The sequence below is a fragment of the Sphingomonas sp. ATCC 31555 genome (assembly GCF_000282895.1).
Taxonomy (GTDB): Bacteria; Pseudomonadota; Alphaproteobacteria; order Sphingomonadales; family Sphingomonadaceae; genus Sphingomonas.
Window position 1 is genome coordinate 88,338 of sequence record NZ_ALBQ01000059.1, and the last position, 20,898, is coordinate 109,235.

The following is a 20,898-nucleotide window of genomic DNA, read 5'->3' on the forward strand; positions in this document are numbered from 1 at the left end:
TCGGCTGGGCTCTTCGGCGCATGCGCGCTACCGTGTTCCGGCCCGCGCGCCCGGTGCTGCCGCTCTACGCTCCTGAGCGGTCCGGGCTCGCAGTCCTCGGGCGTCGCAGCGCGCTGCTGCTCACCGTCATAATCATTGCAATGTTCTACGGCCTCTTGGTAGCCATCCTCCCTGCTCGGTTACTGATACCTGCGGCCGCGCCAATGGCAGTCCTGGCACTGATCGTGATCTGGGCCTTGCCAGAAGCGAAGAGGCCGCCGATCCAAATTCTAATTGGCTGCTATATTGCCTTTGTTCTCTTAACGATATTGTGGCCGAATTACTTATCGGTCGCCGCGGGCGGCCTCCCATGGATTTCTGTCCGTCGCCTGCTCGGCGTAGTAACATCTCTAGTGTTTCTGCTTTGCTATTCGATGTCCGCAAAGTTTCGACTGGAGATCAAAGATATAATGAAGTCTTCGCCACTTCTGGCGAGATTTGCTCTCGGATTTCTTGTTCTTCAAGCGGTGTCTACTTTCGTGTCCACGGCGCCGGGATCGACGATTGGACGGCTCATAAGTGCAACGTTGACCATTACGCCCTTTTTCTTTTTGACCCTGTGGGTCGCCGGAACGCGGCGCTTCAGCTCTGACGCTTGGCTGAAAATGATGTTGAGCTGCTTGTTGATTCTGATGATGATCGGATTTCTTGAATTCCGATCGGAGCATATCATCTGGGTCAACAATATTCCGAGCTTTCTAAAAATAAATGACGATCGTGTCGCCAAGATATTTGTGCCACAGTATCGCGATCATTATCGCGTTGTGACGGTGTTTGCGACGCCATTGGCTTGGGGGGAGTTTATTGCTCTCATCGCCCCATTTGTACTACATTGCCTTGCTAATGCTCGATCTTTGAAGAGTTTGATTGCGTTTGCTTTGTTTGATATAATGTTGCTTGTGTCCGCGTATATGAGCGGCGCAAGGCTCAGCATGGTAGGGGTCATCGTTGCTCATGCAATCTATCTGCTACTATGGGGCGTCAAGCGCTGGCGCAGCGACCGTGGGGGGTTGATTGGCATCACCACAACGATGTTGTATCCCGCTTTTGCGTTAGTGCTTGCTGCGATGATTTTCTTTGTTCCAGCCGTCCACAATCGCGTCCTAGGGGGTGGTGCGACCCAGGTCAGCAATGATGGCAGAAGAGAGCAGTGGCAGCTTGGTATTCCTGCCGTCGCCAAGCGGCCGCTATTTGGCTATGGCCCGGGTGAAGGGGCCGGCGCCGTCGGCTGGCGCGCTGCCGATGGAACGCTGTCGATCGACAGCGGGTTTCTCTCAATGGCTGCCGACTACGGCGTCCTGGGCTTTGTCGCTTACTACGGCGCGATCGTGCTGATGGCATTGCAACTTGCGACCGTTGGCCTGCGTACCGCCGTCCCGCGCTATCCGATCCACCTCGCTCTTGCGGTCAGTTTGGTGGTGCTGATGTTCACGAAGTCGGTGCTGTCACAAATCGAAAACGAACACGTCGTGTACATGCTTCTGGGGCTTGGCTTTGCCCTGTTGTATCGCTCGAAAATTGAGTCCGGCACGCAGCCGCTGTCCCGCGCAGGTGAATAGACGCGTGGATCGCGGATCCTAAAAATAAGGCTTGCAGAACATGGTGGATGGCACGCGCAGATCCTTCGTCGGGGGCGCGCTAGCGCTATCGACCGCAACGCTGGCCTGTTCCGCGCCCAGCAGTATGGCGACGGGCGATAGGCGCAAGGCCGCCCCCGGCGTTCTGCAGCCGGGGCCGGGATGGACTGGTGTGGCAGGGAGTGGCGGCCGTCCACCCGCTGAGAGTGACCGTCCGTTCGGAACATTGGTGCCGGATGAACGGTTCACCGGCGGCTTTTCGGCCGTTCCGGGCCAATGGATTCACGGCGAGGGCATCCGCATCACCGCACTTGGATTGCCGCCGCAACCGGTTGGGGCGGCCGCGATCAACTACTTCAAGGAAGCTGTCTTCTACCTTGAGGGAAACAGCATCACCGTTACCGAATGGAGCGTAAATACCACGCCGGTACGCTCCCACGACGGCACGATGATCCCCCAGGGCTCGATCGGCTTTTCGGTAGAGATCGGCGCGGGAGAGGGAGACGTGACCGCCGGAGACGCCATCCTCTATTGCTTTCTACGCGGGGAACATGGGCTCGAGCGGCGGATCGAAATACCGCTGGTCATCAACGTGGATCGCAAGCTCGATGCCAAGCGCCGTGTCTGCTTCGTGGATCCGCAACGCGGTAGCGACGAGGGCGATGGAAGTCGCTCCGCGCCGTGGCGTACCCTGTACCACGCGTTGGGCAGCAAAGGTGTCGGCGACGGCGGCAAGCTGATCTTGCAAAAGCCGGGCCGCTACGTCGAGGACGTCAACATATCGCGCCTCCCGCCGCTGAACAATCGGCGCGCGATTGAAGTCTTCGCTGCGGAAGGGCTGCGCGCCGATCAGGTCATCATCACCCGCACCGCACGTCGGCTGCCGGAACCGAGGTGGGTGATTCAGGCTCGGGCAGTTCACTTTCATGGCCTTACCGTCGATCTGGGCAAGATCATGCTGCTGTGGGGTCCAGCCGATCGTGCGATCGCCTTTCTGGGCTGCCGGCTGGTCGATCCGCGCGGACCGGAAGGCGATCGTGACGAGAATGGCCTTGCGCTTGGCTTCAATCTTTCGAAGGGCACGCCTGCGCAGCGGGACACGCTAGCCGCAGGATTGCCCTATAGCTTCGGCGGTTTCTACCTGGCGGAATGCCTGTTCGTGAATTTCACCACCCAGGGTGCGCGCCTCTACCGCAATGTGACGGCATACCAGACGACGGACTCTTTTGCGGGAGGGCCCGGCTACGACAATGTCGTGGTTGACGGGTACGACGTCATCATGCCGGCAGAAGGTATCACGCGGCTGCATCTGAATTCGCATCTGGAAGTCGCGTCGGTGCAGTCAGGGCCGCAAGCGACCACCATCCTGACGCTGGTCGATCCGCAGGACCTTCCCCGGCAAGAAAAGGCACCGGACCTCAGGCTCCGCTTTCTTTCGGGCGTGTTGGCGGGTCAGGAGGAGCAGATCCTTTCTATCAATCCAGGCGAGCGCCGAATCGTTATCCGAGGAGATAGCGCCTCCCGCGTGGCAGCTGGGGATCGCATCCGCTGCTATGCGATCTGGCATGCGGACTTCTGCCAGCAGCAGGGCGTGCAGCGCCCCGATCAGCGCGGCTTACGGAACATCACGATCTTTCGCTACCGGGCGAGTTCGCCGACATCGCAATTGTTCCTGACCCAGGCGCCGGTGCGGGTAGAGCCCAAGACTCGAATCAGCACCAGCGGCGCGCAATTTCAAATCATCAGCGGTACCGGCAAACCCAACCTCGTTCTCGACGACGACGTGCTGCGCCTGCAGGAAGGCCCTCAAGCCGGCGAGTATCGGATCGTCGCGGCGTTCGATGGCGCCACCGGCACGGGCACCCTGCTGGAGCCCTTTAGCGCAGATCAGCGTGACACCCTGGTAGAGCGCTCCAAATCGATCAACGGCTTCGTCATGGCGCTCTCGGTATTGCGCAAGACGGGGAAGGGCTGGGAAATGGGCCAATTCCAAGATGGACACCGCAATTTCCTGCTGACTCAGAATACGTTTATCGGCCAGCCAAACTGCCTGAGCTTCCGAAGCAAGTTTCCCGGCCACGGCCACCGAAACCATGTGCAGCTGTTCAACCTGATCAGCAAAATGGATGCCGACACGCCCGAATTCCCAAGCTGGGGCTTGCGCATCGAGCGCAATCATTTCCTTCGCGGCGTATCTCGCGGGCGGGAGGGCCGCGTGCTTGACGGTCGCCCAGTCTTCGACGCCAATAACCGCTATCGTCCGTTTCGCGGGCAGCTGTCGATCGGGCGCAAGCCGCTGATCCCGTTCGACAGCTTCGGCAATCCGGTGGATGAGAATTCGCCCGTGGGTGCCGTTTCGGTGTGAACCAGCCGCGCGCCGGCCCTTGCGTCCGCCCGTCCAGGCGCTAATCGCTGCACCCATGATCAAGCACGCCCTTTCCGTCACGCGCGACGGCGATTTCGCGCAATGGTACCAGACCGTTATCAGCGAAGCCGACATGGCCGAGGATTCGGGCGTGCGCGGCTGCATGGTCATCCGGCCCTGGGGCTATGGCATCTGGGAACGCATCCAGCGCCTGCTCGACGATCGCATCAAGGCGACGGGGCACGAGAACTGCTATTTCCCGCTGTTCATCCCGCTTTCCTATTTCGAGAAGGAAGCCGAGCATGTCGACGGCTTCGCCAAGGAAATGGCGGTCGTCACCCATCACCGTCTCGTCCAGAAGGACGGCCGGCTGGTGCCCGATCCCGAGGCGAAGCTGGAAGAGCCGCTCGTCGTCCGCCCCACCTCGGAGACGGTGATCGGCGCGGCGATGTCGCGCTGGGTGCAGAGCTGGCGCGACCTGCCGGTGCTGATCAACCAATGGGCCAATGTCGTCCGCTGGGAGATGCGTACCCGCATGTTCCTGCGCACCGCCGAATTCCTGTGGCAGGAAGGGCATACCGCCCACGCCACCGTCGAAGAGGCGCAGGAAGAGACGCTCAAGATGCTCGAGGTCTATCGCAGCTTCGCCGAGGATTGCCTGGCGATGCCGGTGGTCGCGGGCGAGAAGCCGGAGAATGAGCGATTCCCGGGCGCGGTCTCGACCTTCTCGATCGAGGCGATGATGCAGGACGGCAAGGCGCTGCAGGCCGGCACCTCGCACTTCCTCGGCACCACCTTCTCCTCGGCCCAGGACATCAAGTTCCAGAATTCGGAAGGCCAGTTCGAGCTGGCGCAGACGACCAGCTGGGGCGTCTCCACCCGCATGATCGGCGGGCTGATCATGGTGCACGGCGACGACGACGGCCTGCGCGTGCCGCCGATGGTGGCGCCGTGGCAGATCGTGATCGTGCCGATGCTGCGCGACCAGCCCGAGGACGCCGCGACGATCGACTATTGCAAGTCGCTCCAGGCCGAACTCGCCAAGCTGAGCGCGCTCGGCGAGCCGGTGCGCGCGCTGCTCGACCTCAAGGCAGTGAAGGCGCAGACCAAGCGCTGGGGCTGGGTGAAGAAGGGCGCGCCGATCGTGATCGAGGTCGGCGGGCGCGACGTCGCCGGCGGCAACGTTTCGGTGATCCAGCGTAACAAGCTCTATCGCGAGGACGGCAAGCTCGATTCGCAGATCATGCCGCGCGGCGACTTCGTGCTGGAAGCGGCGGCGATCCTAGAGAGCATCCAGCAGGACCTGTATCTCGACGCGCGCGACCGGCTGGAGAGCAATATCCGCCGCGACGTGACCGACTTCGACACGCTCGCCGAGATGTTCGCGGACTCGGTCAAGTTCCCCGGCTGGGCCGAGGTGAACTGGGCCAAGCCCACCGGCGCCGAGCTGGAGGTGGTGGTCGAGCGGCTGAAGGCGCTCAAGCTCACCTTCCGCAACGTGCCCGGCGGTGCGGCGCCGGCCGAAGGCACCTGCCTGTTCACCGGCAAGCCCGCGGTCGAGCGCATCCTGGTCGCGCGCGCCTATTGATGGGTTGGCGCGGCCGAGGGCGCCAAATCAACTCAATTCGCGCCAGACGGATCGCAATCCGAACTGCGGCGTGTCGCCGCCCGTGACCAGCAATTTCATGCCGTCGGGCGTCTCGTGAAGGCGATCCGGTCGATAAAATAGCGGATTGGCGGTGTCGGCCCGGGTATCGAAGACCGTTCTACCCGTACGCCGGATACGGGCGATATCCAGCACGCGCAGCATCGACTCATATTTCTGGCCACGCGCAGTCTGCGTATCCTTTGCCAGATCGTTGCCGGCCAAGCTGCGCTGCAGCGCGCGGTAGCTCGTATAGCCATTGCCGCCGTTTATGAACGGTTCGATGTTGTCGTGCATCTCCACGAGCAGCGTGACCTCCCAGCCGAGACTTGTGTAGCTCGGCTGACGATCATCCGAAATCACGCGCACCAGATCGCGATAGATGGCTGAGGACCGGTCGGTGAGCGGCCGGATGTCAGGTCGGCTCAGGTCGTTATGCCCGCACATGAACGCCAGCCTGTTAATTCCGCCAGGAATGCGCTGGCAGAGGCCAGCTGTCACCGGCGGCAGACTCAACCGCGCCCGCAGCGTCACCGTAGAGGAACCTCCCGCAGCATAGTTGATCATGCGGACCGAGGCTGGCAGTGCATGGGGCGCGCCAGGCTCTGTCAGCATCATGCCGGGATTGTCACAGGTGCTGGTGGGCGGAACGCCGCAGATCCGGCTGTCGCCCTCCAGCACGAATTGATCGGTGATCTCCGGGATGCGATAGGCATCGGCCACCGCGGCCATGACCGCATCGAACTCCACGTCCTTCAACGCGCGGTCATAGACGATCACATCCAGGATGTCCCCGCTATACCAACTGCCGGAACTGATCTGGGGTATGGTCGGTATGCTCGGCGGCGTGGCGACCGCAGAATCTCGCCCGATCTCGAGCCCGGCGACCAACGCACCGCGCCGGTTGGGAACGGTGGCTGCCTTCCGGTTCACGCCGCAGCGCTGCCCGGTCGTGCTGTCGCGTCCGGCGCGGGGATTGCCGAGCGGCCCGTTACGCCAACCCGCCACCTGCAATTGGCACCCCAGAAGCAGGTGCGGGCAGAGCATCGGATCGGTGCAAGTGCCGGCGCGGCCGACGAACGGCGCCTCCCCGGCAACGGCGTTGGACAGGAACGCCAGCTTCGCGCCACCGGCGACAGAACGTTTGCCCGAAGAGACGATCGTCTTGTGCGTGGCTCTGGTATTGTGATCGCGAAGTACAACGATGACCGTGGAGGCAATGGGGTCGAGCGGCGGTGTATTCGCCGACAGGAAAGCGTCCTGGTTGAAGCGCAGCGCCTGCATGCCATTCGGATACCGGACCAAGTGCGGGCCAAGTCCGGACCCCTCGTCGCTTGCAACAAAGCCCTTTTCGGATACGTCGCTGATCGAACGAACACGTCCCTCTCTAGCAACGACGATGGATTGGTTGGCCGACCAGCGTGCGATCAGTCCCTTCTCCACGGGCAGGCGAAGTTGCAGGCGAAAGGGTCCGGGATTGGCGGTCTGGCCCGCGGCACTCTTTGATTCGCTCGTACAGGAAACGCACGTGGAAAGCGCGAATCCGGCGGTTGCCCGCAGCAAGTCCCTTCTCGTTCCCAGCATCACGATCCTTGCAGCTCTACGAGGTCTGTTCGCTCGGGTGGCGGTGCGTCCCAAGGGCAAGTCTCGGGGACGCCAAGTGTCTGCTGGCAACAGCAAGCGCCTGGGATGGTACGGTCGTCTTCAAGCCGGCGCAATCCATTGAAGGAGCGGATTTCGGCAGCTCCATGTAAATAGGCGCGCTAGGACCGCTCCTTTGTGATCCTGCCGCCCCACATTATGCGCTGGCGGCATTCTTACCAGAAATGCTAGGGAGCGCAGTAAGTCCCGGGGAGAGGGGGAAGTTTGTGATCGAGGGCAAAAGGTTTACGGAGATTGACGGGCTGAGAGGCGTTGCAGCGTTGCTTGTCGTGCTCACCCATTTCGGCGAAAGTCTAACCAAGCTGCCCGTGCCTGCGGCCGTGAGGGCTGCAGCCAATCTGTGGTTTTTAGATCTATTCAGCCCAGGTCGTGTCGGGGTCGTTGCGTTCTTCTGCATCAGTGGGTTCGTGATCCCGTATAGCTTTGGCGGCAAGAACCCGGCTCTTTCTTTCCCCATCAACCGGTTTTTCCGAATTTATCCTGCTTTCTGGCTGGCGGTCTGCCTAGCGACGCTGGTCTTCGCCGAACTGGGCGTGCGCAGCACTACCCCGTCACAGTTCCTCGTGAACCTTACCTTGCTGCATCGCATGGTTGGCGTGCCGTATATTCTTACGGTCGACTGGACCTTACTTATTGAGCTGCTGTTCTACGTCAGCTGCTACGCATTGTTTCTGGTGAAGCGTATTCATAGTTTCCCCGTGCATTTCGCGGCCATGGTCGTGCTTCTGGCGATTGCGCTCGGCGGCGGCGTCTATCGCTGGTATCATCCCATGAGCAGCCTGCCGATCGGTATCCCGACCTACTTGGCAGCGATGCATTTCGGCGCTCTGACCCGCATGCGCGTCACCGGGTACGGTCCCGTTGCAACCAGATTCTTTCCTGCGGCGCTCTTCCTGCTGGTGTTCGGTGCGGCGGCGGCGAACACCCTGGCCTATCATCACACCAAGACCGAACTGATCGGCGTGGTGGCTGCCAACACCGGCTATCTCGGCGGCGTGGCGCTCTTTCTCGCCTGTGTGTACGCCAAGTTGTTCGTCTCGGGGCCGGCGCAGTTGCTCGGCAAGGTCAGCTATTCGGTCTATCTTCTGCACACGATTGTCCTCGCGATCGTCATCGGCCTCTGGCCGTTCTTCTCATCGTGGATCATGGCGCTGCTGGTTCTGGTGCCGGCATATTTTGCGGTGGTCGTCCTGGTTTCGATCTTGGCGCAGCGTTACGTCGAAAAGCCGTCGGTAGCGTTCGGGCGGTGGGGCGTGCGGCGCTTGGAAGGACAGGCACGGATCGGCTCCAAGCGTACGACTTGAAAGATGCTGCAATAGATCGGAGAGCCAGCCTTGGGGAACTGCGCCGTCGACCCTGACGAGCTGGTTGGAGGGGGCGATCAATGCACTTGGTACAGACAATGCTCGGAACGCTGGAAGACGCGCGTGCCTTTATCGCTCTGGCGCATGGTATGCAGGAGTGGGGCCATGCGCCGAGCTTTGCCGACGGCAACGTTTCGGTGATCCAGCGCGACAAGCTCCACCGCGCGGACGGCAAGCTCGATCCGCAGATCATGCCGCGCGAGGACTTCGTGGCAGAGGCTGCCGCGATCCTCGAGAGCATCCAGCAGGGCCTAAATCTCGATGCGGACGACCGGCTGGACAGCAACGTCCGCCGCGACGTGAGCGACTTCGGCAAGCCCGCGGTCGAGCGCATCCTGGTCGCGCGCGCCTATTGATGGATCGGCGCGGCTTCCTCGGAGGATTGGCGGTCGGGGCGCTGGCCGGCCCTGCGCTGGCCGTGGCAACGCCGCGCCGTTGGGACATCATCGTCGATCGGCGCGGGGGAGCCGGCACGGTTGGTACCCTGGGGGAGGCACTGCGCCGTGCCGAGGCGGCCGGTGGGCGTCCCGTGTCGATTCTGCTGCGCGCGGGCCTGTGGCGCGAAAAGCAGACGATCACCGTTCCCAACCTTACCCTTGCGGGGGCGGGGCCGGAGACGGTGATCGCATTCGATGCCCATGCCGGCGGCAGCGGGCCGGAGGGTCGACCCTGGGGAACCTCGGGATCGGCGACGCTGGCGATCGCCGCGCCCGGTGTCACCTTGCGCGACCTGACCATCCGCAACGATTTCGATTATATCGGTACCCGGCGCGATGCTGCGGGCAACGGCGCTCAGGCGGTCGCCCTGCGCATCGATGCCACTGCCGATCGCACTCAGGTCCGGAACTGCCGGATCGAAGGCTATCAGGATACGCTGTACATCCAGTCGCGCGCGCATCTGGCACATTGCCGCGTCGCCGGCGGCGTGGATTTCATATTTGGCGGCGGAGCGGCCTGGATCGAGCGGTGTTCGATCGTCACCCGCCATGTTCCGGGGGCGGTTGAATCCGGTTTCATCGCCGCTCCCAGCACGCCTGCAGACCAAACGCACGGCCTCGTCTTCGCCGATTGCCGGCTGGAGCATGAGCCGGGCGTTCCGGAGAGATCTGCCTGGCTCGGCCGCCCCTGGCGGGCCGGCGGCAACATGGCATTGACCGGGCATGCCGTATTCTTGCGCTGCTGGATGGACGCCCACATCCAGCACGCGGGATGGACATCGATGGGCTATAAGGCGCCCGATGGCAGCCGAACGATGCTGACGCCTCAGGAGGCGCGCCTGTTCGAATTTGCAAGTCGCGGGCCGGGCGCGGGGCCCGCTGGACCCACGCGGCGCATGCTGACCGTCGACGAGGCGCGCAGCCTTACCCGGGCGAGCGTGCTGGGGGATTGGGCTGGCGGCGGGCAGCGCCCGTCCTGATACGACGCCGCCTGGTGCTCTCGTTCAGGCAGCCAGAGCGGAAAAGATCAGCGGCAGATGATATCGGGTGGGGGCGTAGCGCTCCAGGCCCAGTGCGATCTGCTCCTCCAATCCGTCCAAGAAGCGCTCCGGATCGGCGGGATCGAGGCCGGCAAAATCGGCGACGTGATAGTCCCACCAACGAACCCGCAGGGCGCGATCGATGATCGCGTCGGGCAAGCGATAGCGCAACACCCGTGCCGGAACGCCGCCGACAATGGCGAACGGCGGAACGTCGTGCACGACCACCGAGCCTGCCGCGATGATCGCACCGTCGCCGATCGTCACGCCGCGGCGGATTGTCGCGCGCTGGCCGATCCAGACGTCGTTGCCGATCCGCACCGGGCCCCGGCTACGTTCAAAGTCGGCTGCTTCGGGCCCGCAGCCGTGCACGCGGGCGATCGCATCCGTATAATAGCGCTGATGCGTGAAAACATGCGTGCTGATGTGGTCGGTCGGATGCTCGTAGCCGGTAACCTGAACCTCTGCCGCAACACTCGTGTAACGGCCGGCTTCCGTGTCCTGATCGATATAGCTCGTTGATTGGCAGTAGGAAAAGGCGCCCGCATTCCAGAAGCCGCCGCGCGGCATGGAGGATTCGGGTTCAACATATACCGGGTGTCTGAACGTGATCGGCTGCCCGCCCTGGATCACGCCTTCGATCTGATTGTGGAAGGCGAGATAGATGCGCTCCCGCTTCAGGAAGAGCAGCATCGCTTCATTGAACGGGACTGTAAATGGGTAGGTGAGTTCGGTTTGCACCCGACGACTTCCCTGAAAGTTACACCTCCCTCATAGGCGGGGGGTGCGGCTGGCCCAAATCGCGAGCGGGTCGTTGGGTGCAGCAAGTGGCCGTGCTATCCGGCGCTGCGGTTCTGGGGGTACGCAATGCGGATTGTCTTGGCGACCATCGGTTCTCTCGGCGATCTTCATCCTTTCATCGCCATCGGACGCGCCCTCCAGGCGCAGGGACATCAGGTGCTGTTGGCGATACCCGAGGACGGACTGGCCAAGGTTCGCGCAGCCGGGCTGGAGGCGGTGGCGGTCCTGCCGAGTTACGCCGCGGTCTGCGATCGTCTCGGGTTGCAGCCCGAGCAGGTCGCGATGCGGGCCTTTTCCGATCCGGGTTTCGTGGTCGACGAAATCCTGCTGCCGTCGCTGGTGGCAAGCACTGCCGTGCTGGACAGGGTTTCGGCGCAGGCGGACGTGATCGCCAGTTCGATCTTCGCCTTGGCGGCCGATATCGTTGCGGAGAAGCGCGGCCTGCCTCTGGCGACCATGGTGCTGCAGCCGATGACGCTATTCTCCACCTGGAATCCGCCGCACGCGCCCCGGTTCGAAGGAATGCGCCACCATCCTCGCAGCGTACTCGGGCGCAGCTGGAACCGAGCTTTCTATGCGCTGGCCCGCAAGGCTTTACGCCGGCGCTACGGCCCGAAGATCGACTCCGTGCGTGCGCAGCACGGGCTTGGCCGGGCGCGCGGGGCACCCTTGATGGAGCGTGGCCGTGCCACGCAGACGGTGCTGTGCTGCTGGTCTGCGGCGCTTGGCGCGCTGCCCCCTGATGCCCCGCTAAACGCGGATCTTGTCGGCTTTCCGTTCTTCGACAGCGAAAGCGGCGCGGAAGAGCCGTTGGCGCCCGAACTGGACGCGTTCTTGCAGGATGGCGAGCCGCCGCTGGTATTCACGCTAGGCTCCTTCGCCGTCGTGTCGGCGGGGCGATTTTACGATGAGGCCATGATGGCCGCCCGGCAATTGGGCAGGCGCGCTGTTCTGCTGACGGGGCAGCCGGGAGCGCCGCGGCGCGAGGGCGACTGCCTCTTCCTCGACTATGCTCCGCATTCGGCGGTGTTTCCTCATGCAGCGGTCGTCATACATCATGGCGGCATCGGCACGACGGGGCAGGCGCTGCGGGCCGGCTGCCCCCAGATCGTGGTGCCGCATTTCGGCGACCAGTTCGACAATGCAGCGCGCCTGCAGCGGGCCGGCATCGGCCGCACCCTTTTGCGCGAGCGGTTTCGATCTGGCCAGGTTGTGGAGGATATCACGCGCCTGTTATCGACGCCTATCGCGCGCGAGGCTGCATCGCGGGCGGCCCTGCAAATTGCGGGTGAAGACGGGGCGGTTGCCGCCGCACACCGCATCGCCGCGCTTCGCGCGTAAAGCGAGTGCGCGGTTATTGCCCCGCAGCCTGAATCCCGCGATAGCGCCGCCGTGCGCACGCTCTTTTCAACCCTGCTCTACCAGCAGCCGCTGGGCGATGATGCCCTGATCGCCGATCTCGAGGCTTCGTGTCTGCAATTGGCGGAGGACGATGTCGCCGGGCGCCGCTGGTGCCGTGACAATCACTATCGCGGCTATACCAGCTATGCTTCGCTCGACGATCTGCCGATCCGGGATCCCGCCTTTGCCGATCTGAAGCGGCTGCTCGACCGGCATGTCGCCAGGTTCGCGGAAGCCTGTGCCTTCGATCTGGGCGGGCGGAAGCTCAAGCTGGACAGTCTTTGGGTGAACGTGCTCGACGGCAAGGGCGGGCATGGCGCGCATATTCATCCGCACAGCGTCGTCTCCGGCACCGTCTATATCGCGCTGCCGCCGGGATCGCGCGGGTTGAAGCTGGAGGATCCGCGGCTTGCCATGATGATGGCGGCGCCGACGCGGCGGCCGGACGCGCCGGAAGCGCTGCAGCCCTTCATCGAAGTGACGCCGGAGGTTGGCACGGTCCTATTGTGGGAAAGCTGGCTTCGGCACGAGGTGCCGCCCGGTTCGGGCAAGGACAAGCGGATTAGCGTGAGCTTCAATTATCGCCGGTGAGCCGGCGCCGCCTTCGGGTATGGGAGGACAGGATGGGCATACAAAGCACGATCGACCGGGTACTGCTGAAGCTGGTGCGGAACCATGAGGAAAGCGCGCTGCTCCGCAGCCGCTTCCGCAAGCTCTACCGAATCGAGATCGGCGAATATAGCTACGGCGCGTTCGATCGCTGGCGGATTCCGCCGGGCACGCAGATCGGCCGCTATTGCTCGTTCGCGGGATCGGCACTGATCATTTCCGCCAACCACCCGATGCAGGCGCTGTCGACCCACCCGATCTTCTACCTGAAGGCGCGCGGCGTGATCGATCGCGACCGCGTTGTCGCCCAGCCGACGATCGTCGAGGACGATGTGTGGATCGGCCATCATGCGATCATCACACCCGGTTGCAAGCGGATCGGCCGCGGCGCGGTGATCGGCGCGGGCGCCGTGGTGACGCGCGATGTGGCGCCCTATGCGATCGTCGCCGGCAATCCCGCCAAGCTGATCCGATATCGGTTCGCGCCCGAGGTGATCGACGCGCTGGAGCGCACCCGCTGGTGGGAACTCGACCGCACGGCGCTGGCCCGCGCCTGCGCGCAGGTGCCAGCGTTCGCGCTGGAGCCGACCGTGGAGAATGCTGCCGCCTTCGAACGCGCGGTGGCCGCGGGATAGCGATTGGTTTGTGGTTCCCGAATGCCTATGTTCGGGGTCAATGGCTAAGAACAGAACAAGAGCAGGGCTGCCGACGCGGCAGCAAATTCTCGATTTCATCGCATCGTCCGACACGCCTGCCGGCAAGCGCGAGATCGCGCGGGCGTTCGGGCTGAGCGCGCAGGACAAGATCCTGCTCAAGGCGCTCCTGAAGGATATGACCGACGAGGGGCTGATCGACGTCGCTCCCGGCCGTGCCTTCCACAAAATGGGTGGGCTGCCCAAGGTGACTGTGCTGCGCGTCACCGATGCCGATGGGGACACGGTATGGGCGGTGCCCGAGCGCTGGGAAGCGGAACATGTGCCCGCGCCCCGCCTGCGCGTGCGCGAGGCCCGCGGCAAGCGATCGGCGCTTGGTGTCGGCGATCGCATCCTTGCCCGCACCGAAGAGGCCGGGAATGGCTGGATCGCGCATCCGATGAAGAAGCTCGCGCGCGGCGAGGAACTGATGCTCGGCGTGCTCCACGAAGAGGGCGGCCGGATGTGGCTGCAGGGCGTCGAGAAGAAGGAACGGCGGGACTATCCCGTTTCCGACGCGGGCGGTGCCGAGCAGGGGGATCTCGTGCTTGCCGAGAAGACCGGCCGGCCGCCACGGATCACGGCCAAGGTGGTCGAGCGCCTGGGTGATCCGTTCGCCCCGCGCAGCTTCTCGCTAATTGCGATCCACCGGCACGGCATCCCCAACATCTTCTCGGAAGAGCTGTTGGAGGAGGCGGAGCGCGTAGCGCAGCAGCCACTGGGCGACGGGCGGGAGGATCTGCGCCACCTGCCGATCGTGGCGATCGACCCCGCCGATGCGCGCGACCACGACGATGCCGTCTGGGCGACCCCGGACGACGATCCCGCCAATGAGGGCGGCTGGAAGGCGATCGTCGCGATTGCCGACGTGTCTTTCTACGTCCGGCCCGGGTCCGAGTTGGACCGCGAGGCGCGCAAGCGCGGCAATTCGGTATACTTCCCCGATCGCGTGGTGCCGATGCTTCCCGAGGTGCTTTCTGCGGACGTGTGTTCGCTGAAGGAAGGCGTCGATCGCGCTGCGTTGGCCTGTCACCTGCAAGTAACGAAGGCCGGTGCGTTGAAGGGCTGGCGGTTCACCCGGGCGGTCGTGCGGCTCGCGGCGAACATCGCCTATGAGGATGCGCAGGCGGCGATCGACGGTACGTTGGAGAACGCGCTTACCGAAACCGCCTTGCGTCCGCTCTGGGATTGCTGGCGCGCGCTCGCCGCCGCGCGGAACGAGCGCGAGCCGCTCGATCTGGATCTGCCGGAGCGGCGGATCGTGCTGGACGAGAAGGGGCGGATCCTGTCCGTCGCTCCGCGCGAGCGGCTCGATGCGCACAAGCTGATCGAAGAATATATGATCGCCGCCAACGTGGCCGCCGCCAAGGCGCTGGAAGCGAAGAAGATGCCGGTGATGTACCGCATCCACGAGCCGCCCGCGCGCGAGAAGCTGACTGCGCTGAAGGAATATCTCAAGACCTTCGACATCGAATTCGCGCTGGGGCAGGTGATCCGCCCGGCGACGTTCAACCGCATCCTCGATCGGTTGGGCGAGGTGGATTTCCGCCCGCAGGTGATGGAACAGGTGCTGCGCACGCAGACCCAGGCCTATTACGGGCCGGAGAATGTCGGCCATTTCGGCCTGGCGCTTGGCTCCTACGCGCATTTCACCTCGCCTATCCGGCGCTATTCGGACCTGATCGTCCATCGGGCGCTGGTGGAGGCGTACCGATTGGGACCGGGCGGGCTGACCGCTGAGGATTCCGCATCAATGGATCGCATTGGCGAGACGATCAGCAAGCTCGAGCGCCGCGCCATGGAGGCAGAGCGCGAGACGATCGACCGCTATGTCGCCGCCTATCTGGCCACCCATGTCGGCGAGGTGCTGGAAGCGCGGATCACCGGTGTGCAGAACTTCGGCTTTTTCGCCACGGTCGAGGGTGTGGGCGGCGACGGGCTGGTCTCCGTGCGCGATCTGGGTAGCGAGTATTTCCACTTCGACGAAGCCGCCAAGCGGCTGGTGGGCGAGCATAGCGGCGACGCGTTCGCCTTGGGGCAGCGGTTGGAACTGCGGCTGGTGGAGGCGAACCCCGTTTCGGGCGCGCTGCGCTTCGAACTGCCGGAGGGGAAGGGCGCCGGCGGCGGCGCTCCCCGTACGGGCCGACCCGGCAAGGGGGCGCCCAAGCGCGTGCTGCATCGACGTGGGCGGCCTTCCAACATCCGGCATCAGGGACGGAAGCGGTAGCTCCGGCTCCGAAGTGGGTGAACATAGCGATCAGTGGTGGAAGCCGCTTACCAAAGTCAGTGCATTGCAGGGGCAGGCGCGCTACAAGCCGGCAACGCACATGATACAGTAGCGGAACGATGCAATGCAGTGGGGAGCCCGATGACCACACGCCCGACGATCAAGGAAGTCTCGAAGATCGCAGGCGTTTCGTTCAAGACGGTTTCCCGCGTCCTCAACAATGAAAAGCATGTCAGCGACGAAACCCGGCGCCGGGTGGAGGAAGTCGTTGCACAGCTCAACTTCCGCCCCAGCCATGCCGCGCGCATCCTCGCGGGCAGGCGCTCGTTTCAGGTTGCGCTACTCTACGATAACCCCAGTCCCTATTACGTCTTCCACATCCAGGCGGGCGCGATGGAGCGCTGCGGCGAACTGGGATATCGCCTGCTGATGCAGCCCGTGGACAGCACCGCACGACATCTGGCGAAGGATGTGCTCGCGCTGGTCGACGAGGCCCATCTCGACGGCCTGATCCTGTCGCCGCCGCTTACCGAAATGCCGGATCTGATCGATGCGCTGGACAAGCGGAAGCTGCCCTATGTCCGCATCGCGCCGGGGCTGCGCAAAGGCCATGGACTGTCGACGACCATGGACGACGTGGCCGCCGCGCGCGAAATTACCCGCCACCTGATCGATCTCGGGCACTGCGCGATCGCCTTTGTCTCCGGGCCGGAAAGCCATGTCTCGTCCAAGGATCGCATGGCCGGCTATCGTCAGGAACTGGAAGCACATGGCATCCTGTTCGACCCTGCGCTGGTGATTGCCGGCGATTACAGCTTCGCTTCCGGTGGCGCCGCCGCGCGGGCGCTGCTGGCGCGCAATCCGCGACCGACGGCGATCTTCGCTGGCAATGACGATATGGCGGCCGGCGCGCTTGCCGCGGCGCACGAAGCCGATCTCGGCGTGCCCGACGCGCTTTCGATCGCCGGGTTCGACGACAGCGATCTTGCCCGCGCGGTATGGCCGCCCTTGACGACGATCCGCCAGCCGGTGCGCCAGCTTGCCTATGCGGCGGTGGACCTGATGCTTTCCGGCCAGGCGCTTGCGCCGCAGTTGACGCTGGACCACGAACTCAAGATTCGCGCGACCACGGGACCGGCGCCCAAGGCATAGCGGCGGGTCGCCGCCGGATCCTCGCGTAGCACACGCGGCACTTGCGCCGGATCTCCGCAGCGCGCCCAAAATCGGCCCGGTCCCGTAACAAGACGGCGTTAACCATCATTGCCGCTGGCCGAAATCCTAAACGGCGCGTTAACTTTGGGCATGCAGCGTACCCTGACCATACGCGACGCCCAGCGTCATGCCTTTCGCAGCCATGTGCGGGCGACGATGTCGCGCCACCGCAAGGCGAAGGACGATGGCGATGTGCGGCTGTTCCTGCTCAGCTTCGCCGCCTTCTTCACCTGTTTCTATACGTTCCTGCTGTAAGGATCGGCCAGCACCACCGGCTGGGGCAGCCCTGCGCAGGATCGCCTCGCGGGCGAAGGTTTAGCCGTTCCGGCAATCGCCGCGGCGCGGCACGTCGCCTTCCTTGTAGAGCAGCCGGGCGCAGGCCGCCGAGGCCAGCGCCAGCGCTACCACTACCCACAGCGAATCCTCCACGCGCACGCCCGGAATGCGGGTGAACGCGAAAATGCCGACCGATCCGAGCACCATCGCCCCTGAATTCACAACATTGTTCGCCGCCACCGTGCGCGCGGTCTGCGACTTTTCGACCGTGGTGGTGAGGAAGGCGTAGAGCGGTACCACGAACATGCCGCCGGTGACGGCGATCATCGCGAGATCGCCGAGTACGTGCCAGGCTGCCGGCATCCGCACGAAGTCCAGGGTCTTCAGAAGCGGGCCGTCATGCACCGGCCAATAGCGGGCGGCGAAGTGGAAATCGATGACGAACGCCGCCATCGCCAGCACCGAAGGCACGCAGTATCGCGCGGAGACATTGCCCTTCAGCAGCTTGTTGATGATGACCGAGCCGATCGCGATGCCGATCGAGAAGATGCCCAGGAACACGCTCGCCACGTCCTTCTGCGCGTGAAACACGTTCTTGACGAGCGGGGGAAACAGAACGCCGAGCACCGCCGCGATCGACCAGAAGACGCTGATCGATACGATTGCCAGGAACAGGCGGCGGATGTGCATCGTCGCGGAGATCAGCCGGGCGGATGCCCGAAAAATATTGAAGTCGATCTCGAGGTGCGTGAGCGGCGGCGCGGGCGGGATCTTGAGCGATGCGAACCAGCCCGTCAGCGCAATTCCGATCACCGCAACGGCCGCAGCATGGGCGCTGAGCAGCCCGCCGGCGATCGTCCCGAACAGGATCGCGATATAGGTGCCCGCCTCGATCATGCCGGTGCCGCCCAGCACGTCGTCCTCCGCCAGATGCTGCGGCAAGATCGCGTATTTGATCGGGCCGAAAAAGGTGGAGTGCACGCCCATGCCGATCAGGGCGACCAGCATCAGCGGCAGGCTGGCGAGGAAGATTCCGGTGGCGCCGACCAGCATGATCGCCACTTCCGCTGCCTTGATGATCCGCATGATCCGCGCCTTGTCATGCGTGTCGGCCAGTTGGCCGGCAAGCGCGGAGAACAGGAAGAAGGGCAGGATGAAGATGCCGGTCGCGATCGCGCTGAACTGGGTCTCCTGCTCCACCGAGTTGAAAATCTGGTAGGTCGCGAAAAAGATCATCGCGTTCTTGAAGAGGTTGTCGTTGAACGCTCCCAGGAACTGCGTGACGAACAAGGGCAGGAACCGGCGCTCCTTCATGAGCCCGAGCGCACCGATCATTCGATATATGCTCCCCTTGACGCGGTCTTCCGCTCGGTGAAGGGGCGGCATACCGGGGGGCGGGCGCGGCTTCAATCGATTAATCCTCGGGCTTGGGAACGAGAGGGGAACATGGCACGCGAAGAAGCGACCAGCGCGCTCGAGGTGCCGGCCAGCCTGGCGGTGGCGGGGCGGCGCTGGTTTCGGGATCGGGTGGGCGAATCCGGCTGTGCGGTCTATCGCCTGACGGAAGACGGATCGGACGATCTTTACCTGAAGGTGGCGCACGGCCCAGTCGTGACCGATCTGGTCGATGAGGCGGTGCGCCTGCGCTGGCTGGCGCCCTATCTGCCGGTGGCGCCGCTGCATGGCTTCGTGCTTGAATCGGATTCGGCCTGGCTGCTCACCGGCCGGCTGCCGGGGCGCACGGCATATCAGCTGCTCGAACGCGATCCGTCCGCTGCACCGGTGCTGGCAGCTTCGCTCGCCCGTTTCCTCCGCCGCCTTCATGCGTTGCCGGCCGATCGCTGCCCGTTCAACGCCGATCACCGCCTGCGGCTTGCCGCAGCACGCGATCGCATCGACGCCGGCCTGGTGGACGAAAGCGACTTCGACGATGCCCGGATCGGCATGTCGGCCGAACAGGTGTGGGACGCAATGATGGCGGCGCTGCCGCCGGCCTTCGACCGGGTGGTAACGCATGGCGACATCTCGCTCGACAACTTGCTGGTTGTGGAGGGCGAGGTGGTCGGCTGTATCGATCTGGGGCGGGTGGGCGTCGCCGATCCGTGGCAGGATCTGGCGATCCTGTGGAACAGCCTGCAGGAGTTCGGCGATGGCGCGGCGCAGGCGATGCTGGACGCCTATGGCGTCGCGCTCGATGGCGCGAGGCTCGACTTCCACCTTCGCCTGGACGAATTGTTCTGAGCCGGGGAGCTTTATCGCTCCCCCGCGCGTACCGGCGGTGCTAGGACTTTTGCATGTTGACGTTGCCGAATATCCTGACGCTCTCCCGGATCTTCGCCGTGCCGTTGCTGGTGGGGTTCCTGTGGTGGCCGCATTGGGCACCGGGATTTGCGATCGCTTTCGCGCTCTATTGCCTGATGGGCATCACCGACTATTTCGACGGTTATCTGGCGCGCGCCCAGGGCACGGTGTCCAAGCTGGGCATCTTCCTCGATCCGATCGCCGACAAGATCATGGTCGCGGCGGTGATCCTTATCCTGGTGGGGAAAGGCGTGATCGCCGACTGGCATGTCATCGCCGCCTTGGTGATTTTGCTGCGCGAGATCGCTGTATCGGGGCTCCGCGAGTTCCTCGGCGGGCTGCAGGTGTCCGTGCCGGTTTCGCGGTTGGCGAAGTGGAAGACGGCGCTGCAACTGGTATCGCTGGGCGCGCTGATCCTGTCCGGCGCGCTCCCGGAATGGCCCTGGGTCTTGGCAGTGGGGCTCGCAACGCTGTGGAGTGCCGCGGCGCTGACCGCGATTACCGGCTGGGATTATCTGCGGGTCGGCCTGAGCCATATGGACAGCTGATGGCGATCACCATGCTCTATTTCGCCTGGGTGCGTGAGCGGGTGGGCACCGGCGAGGAGCAGGTCGAACCGCCGGCCGCCGTGCGCAACGTGGCGGACCTGATCGACTGGCTGGCCGGCCGCAGCGATGGGCATGCCGCGGCGCTGGCCGAGCCTGCCAAGCTGCGCGCCGCGATCGACCAGCGCTTCGTGCCCCTCGACGCGCTGCTGGGTGATGCCCGTGAAGTGGCGATTTTCCCGCCGGTGACCGGCGGATGATCCGCGTCTCCGTCGATCCCGCGCCCATCGAACTGGCGATGGAAGTGGCGGCACTGGAAGAGCGCGGAGCAGGCGGCGTTGCAACTTTCACCGGCGTGGTTCGAACGGATGACGGCGTTTTGGCGCTGGAACTCGAACATTATCCGGGCATGACGGAGGCGGCGCTCTGCGCGCTCGCGGAAGCGGCGGTGGACCGCTGGAACCTGCTGGGCGTCACCATCGTCCACCGGGTCGGGCGGATGACGGCGGGGGAGCGCATCGTGTTCGTCGGTACCGCCGCCGCGCATCGGCGCGAGGCGCTGGAAGCCTGCGCCTATCTGATCGACCGACTGAAGACCGACGCGCCCTTCTGGAAGCGCGAATGGCTGGCGGGCGGCACGCGCTGGGTGGAGCCCCGCACGGGCGACCACGACGCTGCCGCTAGCTGGAACTAGAGCATCTCGCT

At 64.1% G+C, this 20,898-nt stretch carries 19 protein-coding genes; 16 read left to right on the forward strand and 3 right to left on the reverse strand.

What is annotated here, in order from left to right:
* The first annotated feature begins 20 nt into the window (after window positions 1-20).
* The 3 genes from B215_RS0118550 (at window position 21) to B215_RS0118560 (ending at window position 5,569) form a co-directional block, all read left to right on the forward strand.
* Complete coding sequence (locus B215_RS0118550; RefSeq protein ID WP_019371145.1) at window positions 21-1,598, forward strand: O-antigen ligase family protein; 1,578 nt, start codon at window positions 21-23, stop codon at window positions 1,596-1,598.
* A 247-nt stretch (window positions 1,599-1,845) separates the two neighbouring features.
* Window positions 1,846-3,981, forward strand: coding sequence for a hypothetical protein (locus tag B215_RS0118555; RefSeq protein ID WP_152997950.1), 2,136 nt, complete (start codon window positions 1,846-1,848; stop codon window positions 3,979-3,981).
* A 55-nt stretch (window positions 3,982-4,036) separates the two neighbouring features.
* Window positions 4,037-5,569 (forward strand): aminoacyl--tRNA ligase-related protein, encoded by a 1,533-nt coding sequence (locus B215_RS0118560; protein WP_019371147.1) that lies wholly within the window; start codon window positions 4,037-4,039, stop codon window positions 5,567-5,569.
* Between the two features lie 27 nt (window positions 5,570-5,596).
* Here B215_RS0118560 and B215_RS0118565 read toward each other — a convergent pair whose 3' ends face one another.
* A complete protein-coding gene (locus tag B215_RS0118565) occupies window positions 5,597-7,189 on the reverse strand; it encodes a hypothetical protein (RefSeq protein WP_236704552.1) in 1,593 nt (530 codons plus the stop codon).
* 305 nt (window positions 7,190-7,494) lie between these two features.
* On the opposite strand from B215_RS0118565, the gene B215_RS20730 reads away from it, so the two are divergent.
* From B215_RS20730 to B215_RS20460, 3 genes are all read left to right on the forward strand, one after another.
* Window positions 7,495-8,592, forward strand: a complete 1,098-nt coding sequence (locus tag B215_RS20730) for an acyltransferase family protein (protein WP_160327971.1) — start codon at window positions 7,495-7,497, stop codon at window positions 8,590-8,592.
* An 80-nt stretch (window positions 8,593-8,672) separates the two neighbouring features.
* The gene (locus B215_RS0118575) at window positions 8,673-9,008 is read left to right on the forward strand and encodes a hypothetical protein (protein ID WP_236704551.1); all 336 of its coding nucleotides are present in this window, start codon (window positions 8,673-8,675) and stop codon (window positions 9,006-9,008) included.
* Between the two features lie 62 nt (window positions 9,009-9,070).
* Entirely contained in the window at window positions 9,071-10,069 is a 999-nt protein-coding gene (locus B215_RS20460; protein ID WP_160327970.1) for a pectinesterase family protein, read from the forward strand.
* Between the two features lie 24 nt (window positions 10,070-10,093).
* Here B215_RS20460 and B215_RS22055 read toward each other — a convergent pair whose 3' ends face one another.
* Window positions 10,094-10,870: a CatB-related O-acetyltransferase gene (locus B215_RS22055; RefSeq protein WP_272942601.1), complete on the reverse strand. Its 777-nt coding sequence runs from the start codon at window positions 10,868-10,870 to the stop codon at window positions 10,094-10,096.
* A gap of 138 nt (window positions 10,871-11,008) precedes the next feature.
* On the opposite strand from B215_RS22055, the gene B215_RS0118590 reads away from it, so the two are divergent.
* The 6 genes from B215_RS0118590 (at window position 11,009) to B215_RS21645 (ending at window position 17,326) form a co-directional block, all read left to right on the forward strand.
* On the forward strand, window positions 11,009-12,271 hold the full coding sequence (locus B215_RS0118590; protein ID WP_236704550.1) for a glycosyltransferase: 1,263 nt from the start codon (window positions 11,009-11,011) through the stop codon (window positions 12,269-12,271).
* Window positions 12,272-12,322: 51 nt separating this feature from the next.
* A complete protein-coding gene (locus B215_RS0118595; RefSeq protein ID WP_019371154.1) occupies window positions 12,323-12,922 on the forward strand; it encodes a TIGR02466 family protein in 600 nt (199 codons plus the stop codon).
* A gap of 32 nt (window positions 12,923-12,954) precedes the next feature.
* Window positions 12,955-13,575, forward strand: a complete 621-nt coding sequence (locus B215_RS22060; protein ID WP_019371155.1) for a CatB-related O-acetyltransferase — start codon at window positions 12,955-12,957, stop codon at window positions 13,573-13,575.
* A 40-nt stretch (window positions 13,576-13,615) separates the two neighbouring features.
* Entirely contained in the window at window positions 13,616-15,859 is a 2,244-nt protein-coding gene (gene rnr / locus B215_RS0118605) for a ribonuclease R (RefSeq protein WP_019371156.1), read from the forward strand.
* 141 nt (window positions 15,860-16,000) lie between these two features.
* Window positions 16,001-17,011, forward strand: coding sequence for a LacI family DNA-binding transcriptional regulator (locus tag B215_RS0118610; RefSeq protein WP_019371157.1), 1,011 nt, complete (start codon window positions 16,001-16,003; stop codon window positions 17,009-17,011).
* 150 nt (window positions 17,012-17,161) lie between these two features.
* Window positions 17,162-17,326: a hypothetical protein gene (locus B215_RS21645; RefSeq protein WP_019371158.1), complete on the forward strand. Its 165-nt coding sequence runs from the start codon at window positions 17,162-17,164 to the stop codon at window positions 17,324-17,326.
* Window positions 17,327-17,386: 60 nt separating this feature from the next.
* Here the strand turns inward: B215_RS21645 and B215_RS0118620 are convergent, their stop codons facing one another.
* Window positions 17,387-18,682: an MFS transporter gene (locus B215_RS0118620; protein ID WP_019371159.1), complete on the reverse strand. Its 1,296-nt coding sequence runs from the start codon at window positions 18,680-18,682 to the stop codon at window positions 17,387-17,389.
* Window positions 18,683-18,793: 111 nt separating this feature from the next.
* Between B215_RS0118620 and B215_RS0118625 the strand changes: the two genes are divergently transcribed.
* From B215_RS0118625 to B215_RS0118640, 4 genes are read left to right on the forward strand one after another with little or no spacing between them, the layout of a single operon-like run.
* A complete protein-coding gene (locus B215_RS0118625) occupies window positions 18,794-19,588 on the forward strand; it encodes an APH(3') family aminoglycoside O-phosphotransferase (RefSeq protein ID WP_019371160.1) in 795 nt (264 codons plus the stop codon).
* 53 nt (window positions 19,589-19,641) lie between these two features.
* Window positions 19,642-20,196, forward strand: a complete 555-nt coding sequence (gene pgsA, locus B215_RS0118630; RefSeq protein WP_019371161.1) for a CDP-diacylglycerol--glycerol-3-phosphate 3-phosphatidyltransferase — start codon at window positions 19,642-19,644, stop codon at window positions 20,194-20,196.
* A complete protein-coding gene (moaD, locus tag B215_RS0118635) occupies window positions 20,196-20,453 on the forward strand; it encodes a molybdopterin converting factor subunit 1 (protein WP_019371162.1) in 258 nt (85 codons plus the stop codon). The genes pgsA and moaD overlap by 1 nt, the downstream gene beginning before the upstream one ends.
* The gene (locus tag B215_RS0118640; RefSeq protein WP_019371163.1) at window positions 20,450-20,887 is read left to right on the forward strand and encodes a molybdenum cofactor biosynthesis protein MoaE; all 438 of its coding nucleotides are present in this window, start codon (window positions 20,450-20,452) and stop codon (window positions 20,885-20,887) included. The genes moaD and B215_RS0118640 overlap by 4 nt, the downstream gene beginning before the upstream one ends.
* Window positions 20,888-20,898: the final 11 nt, after the last annotated feature.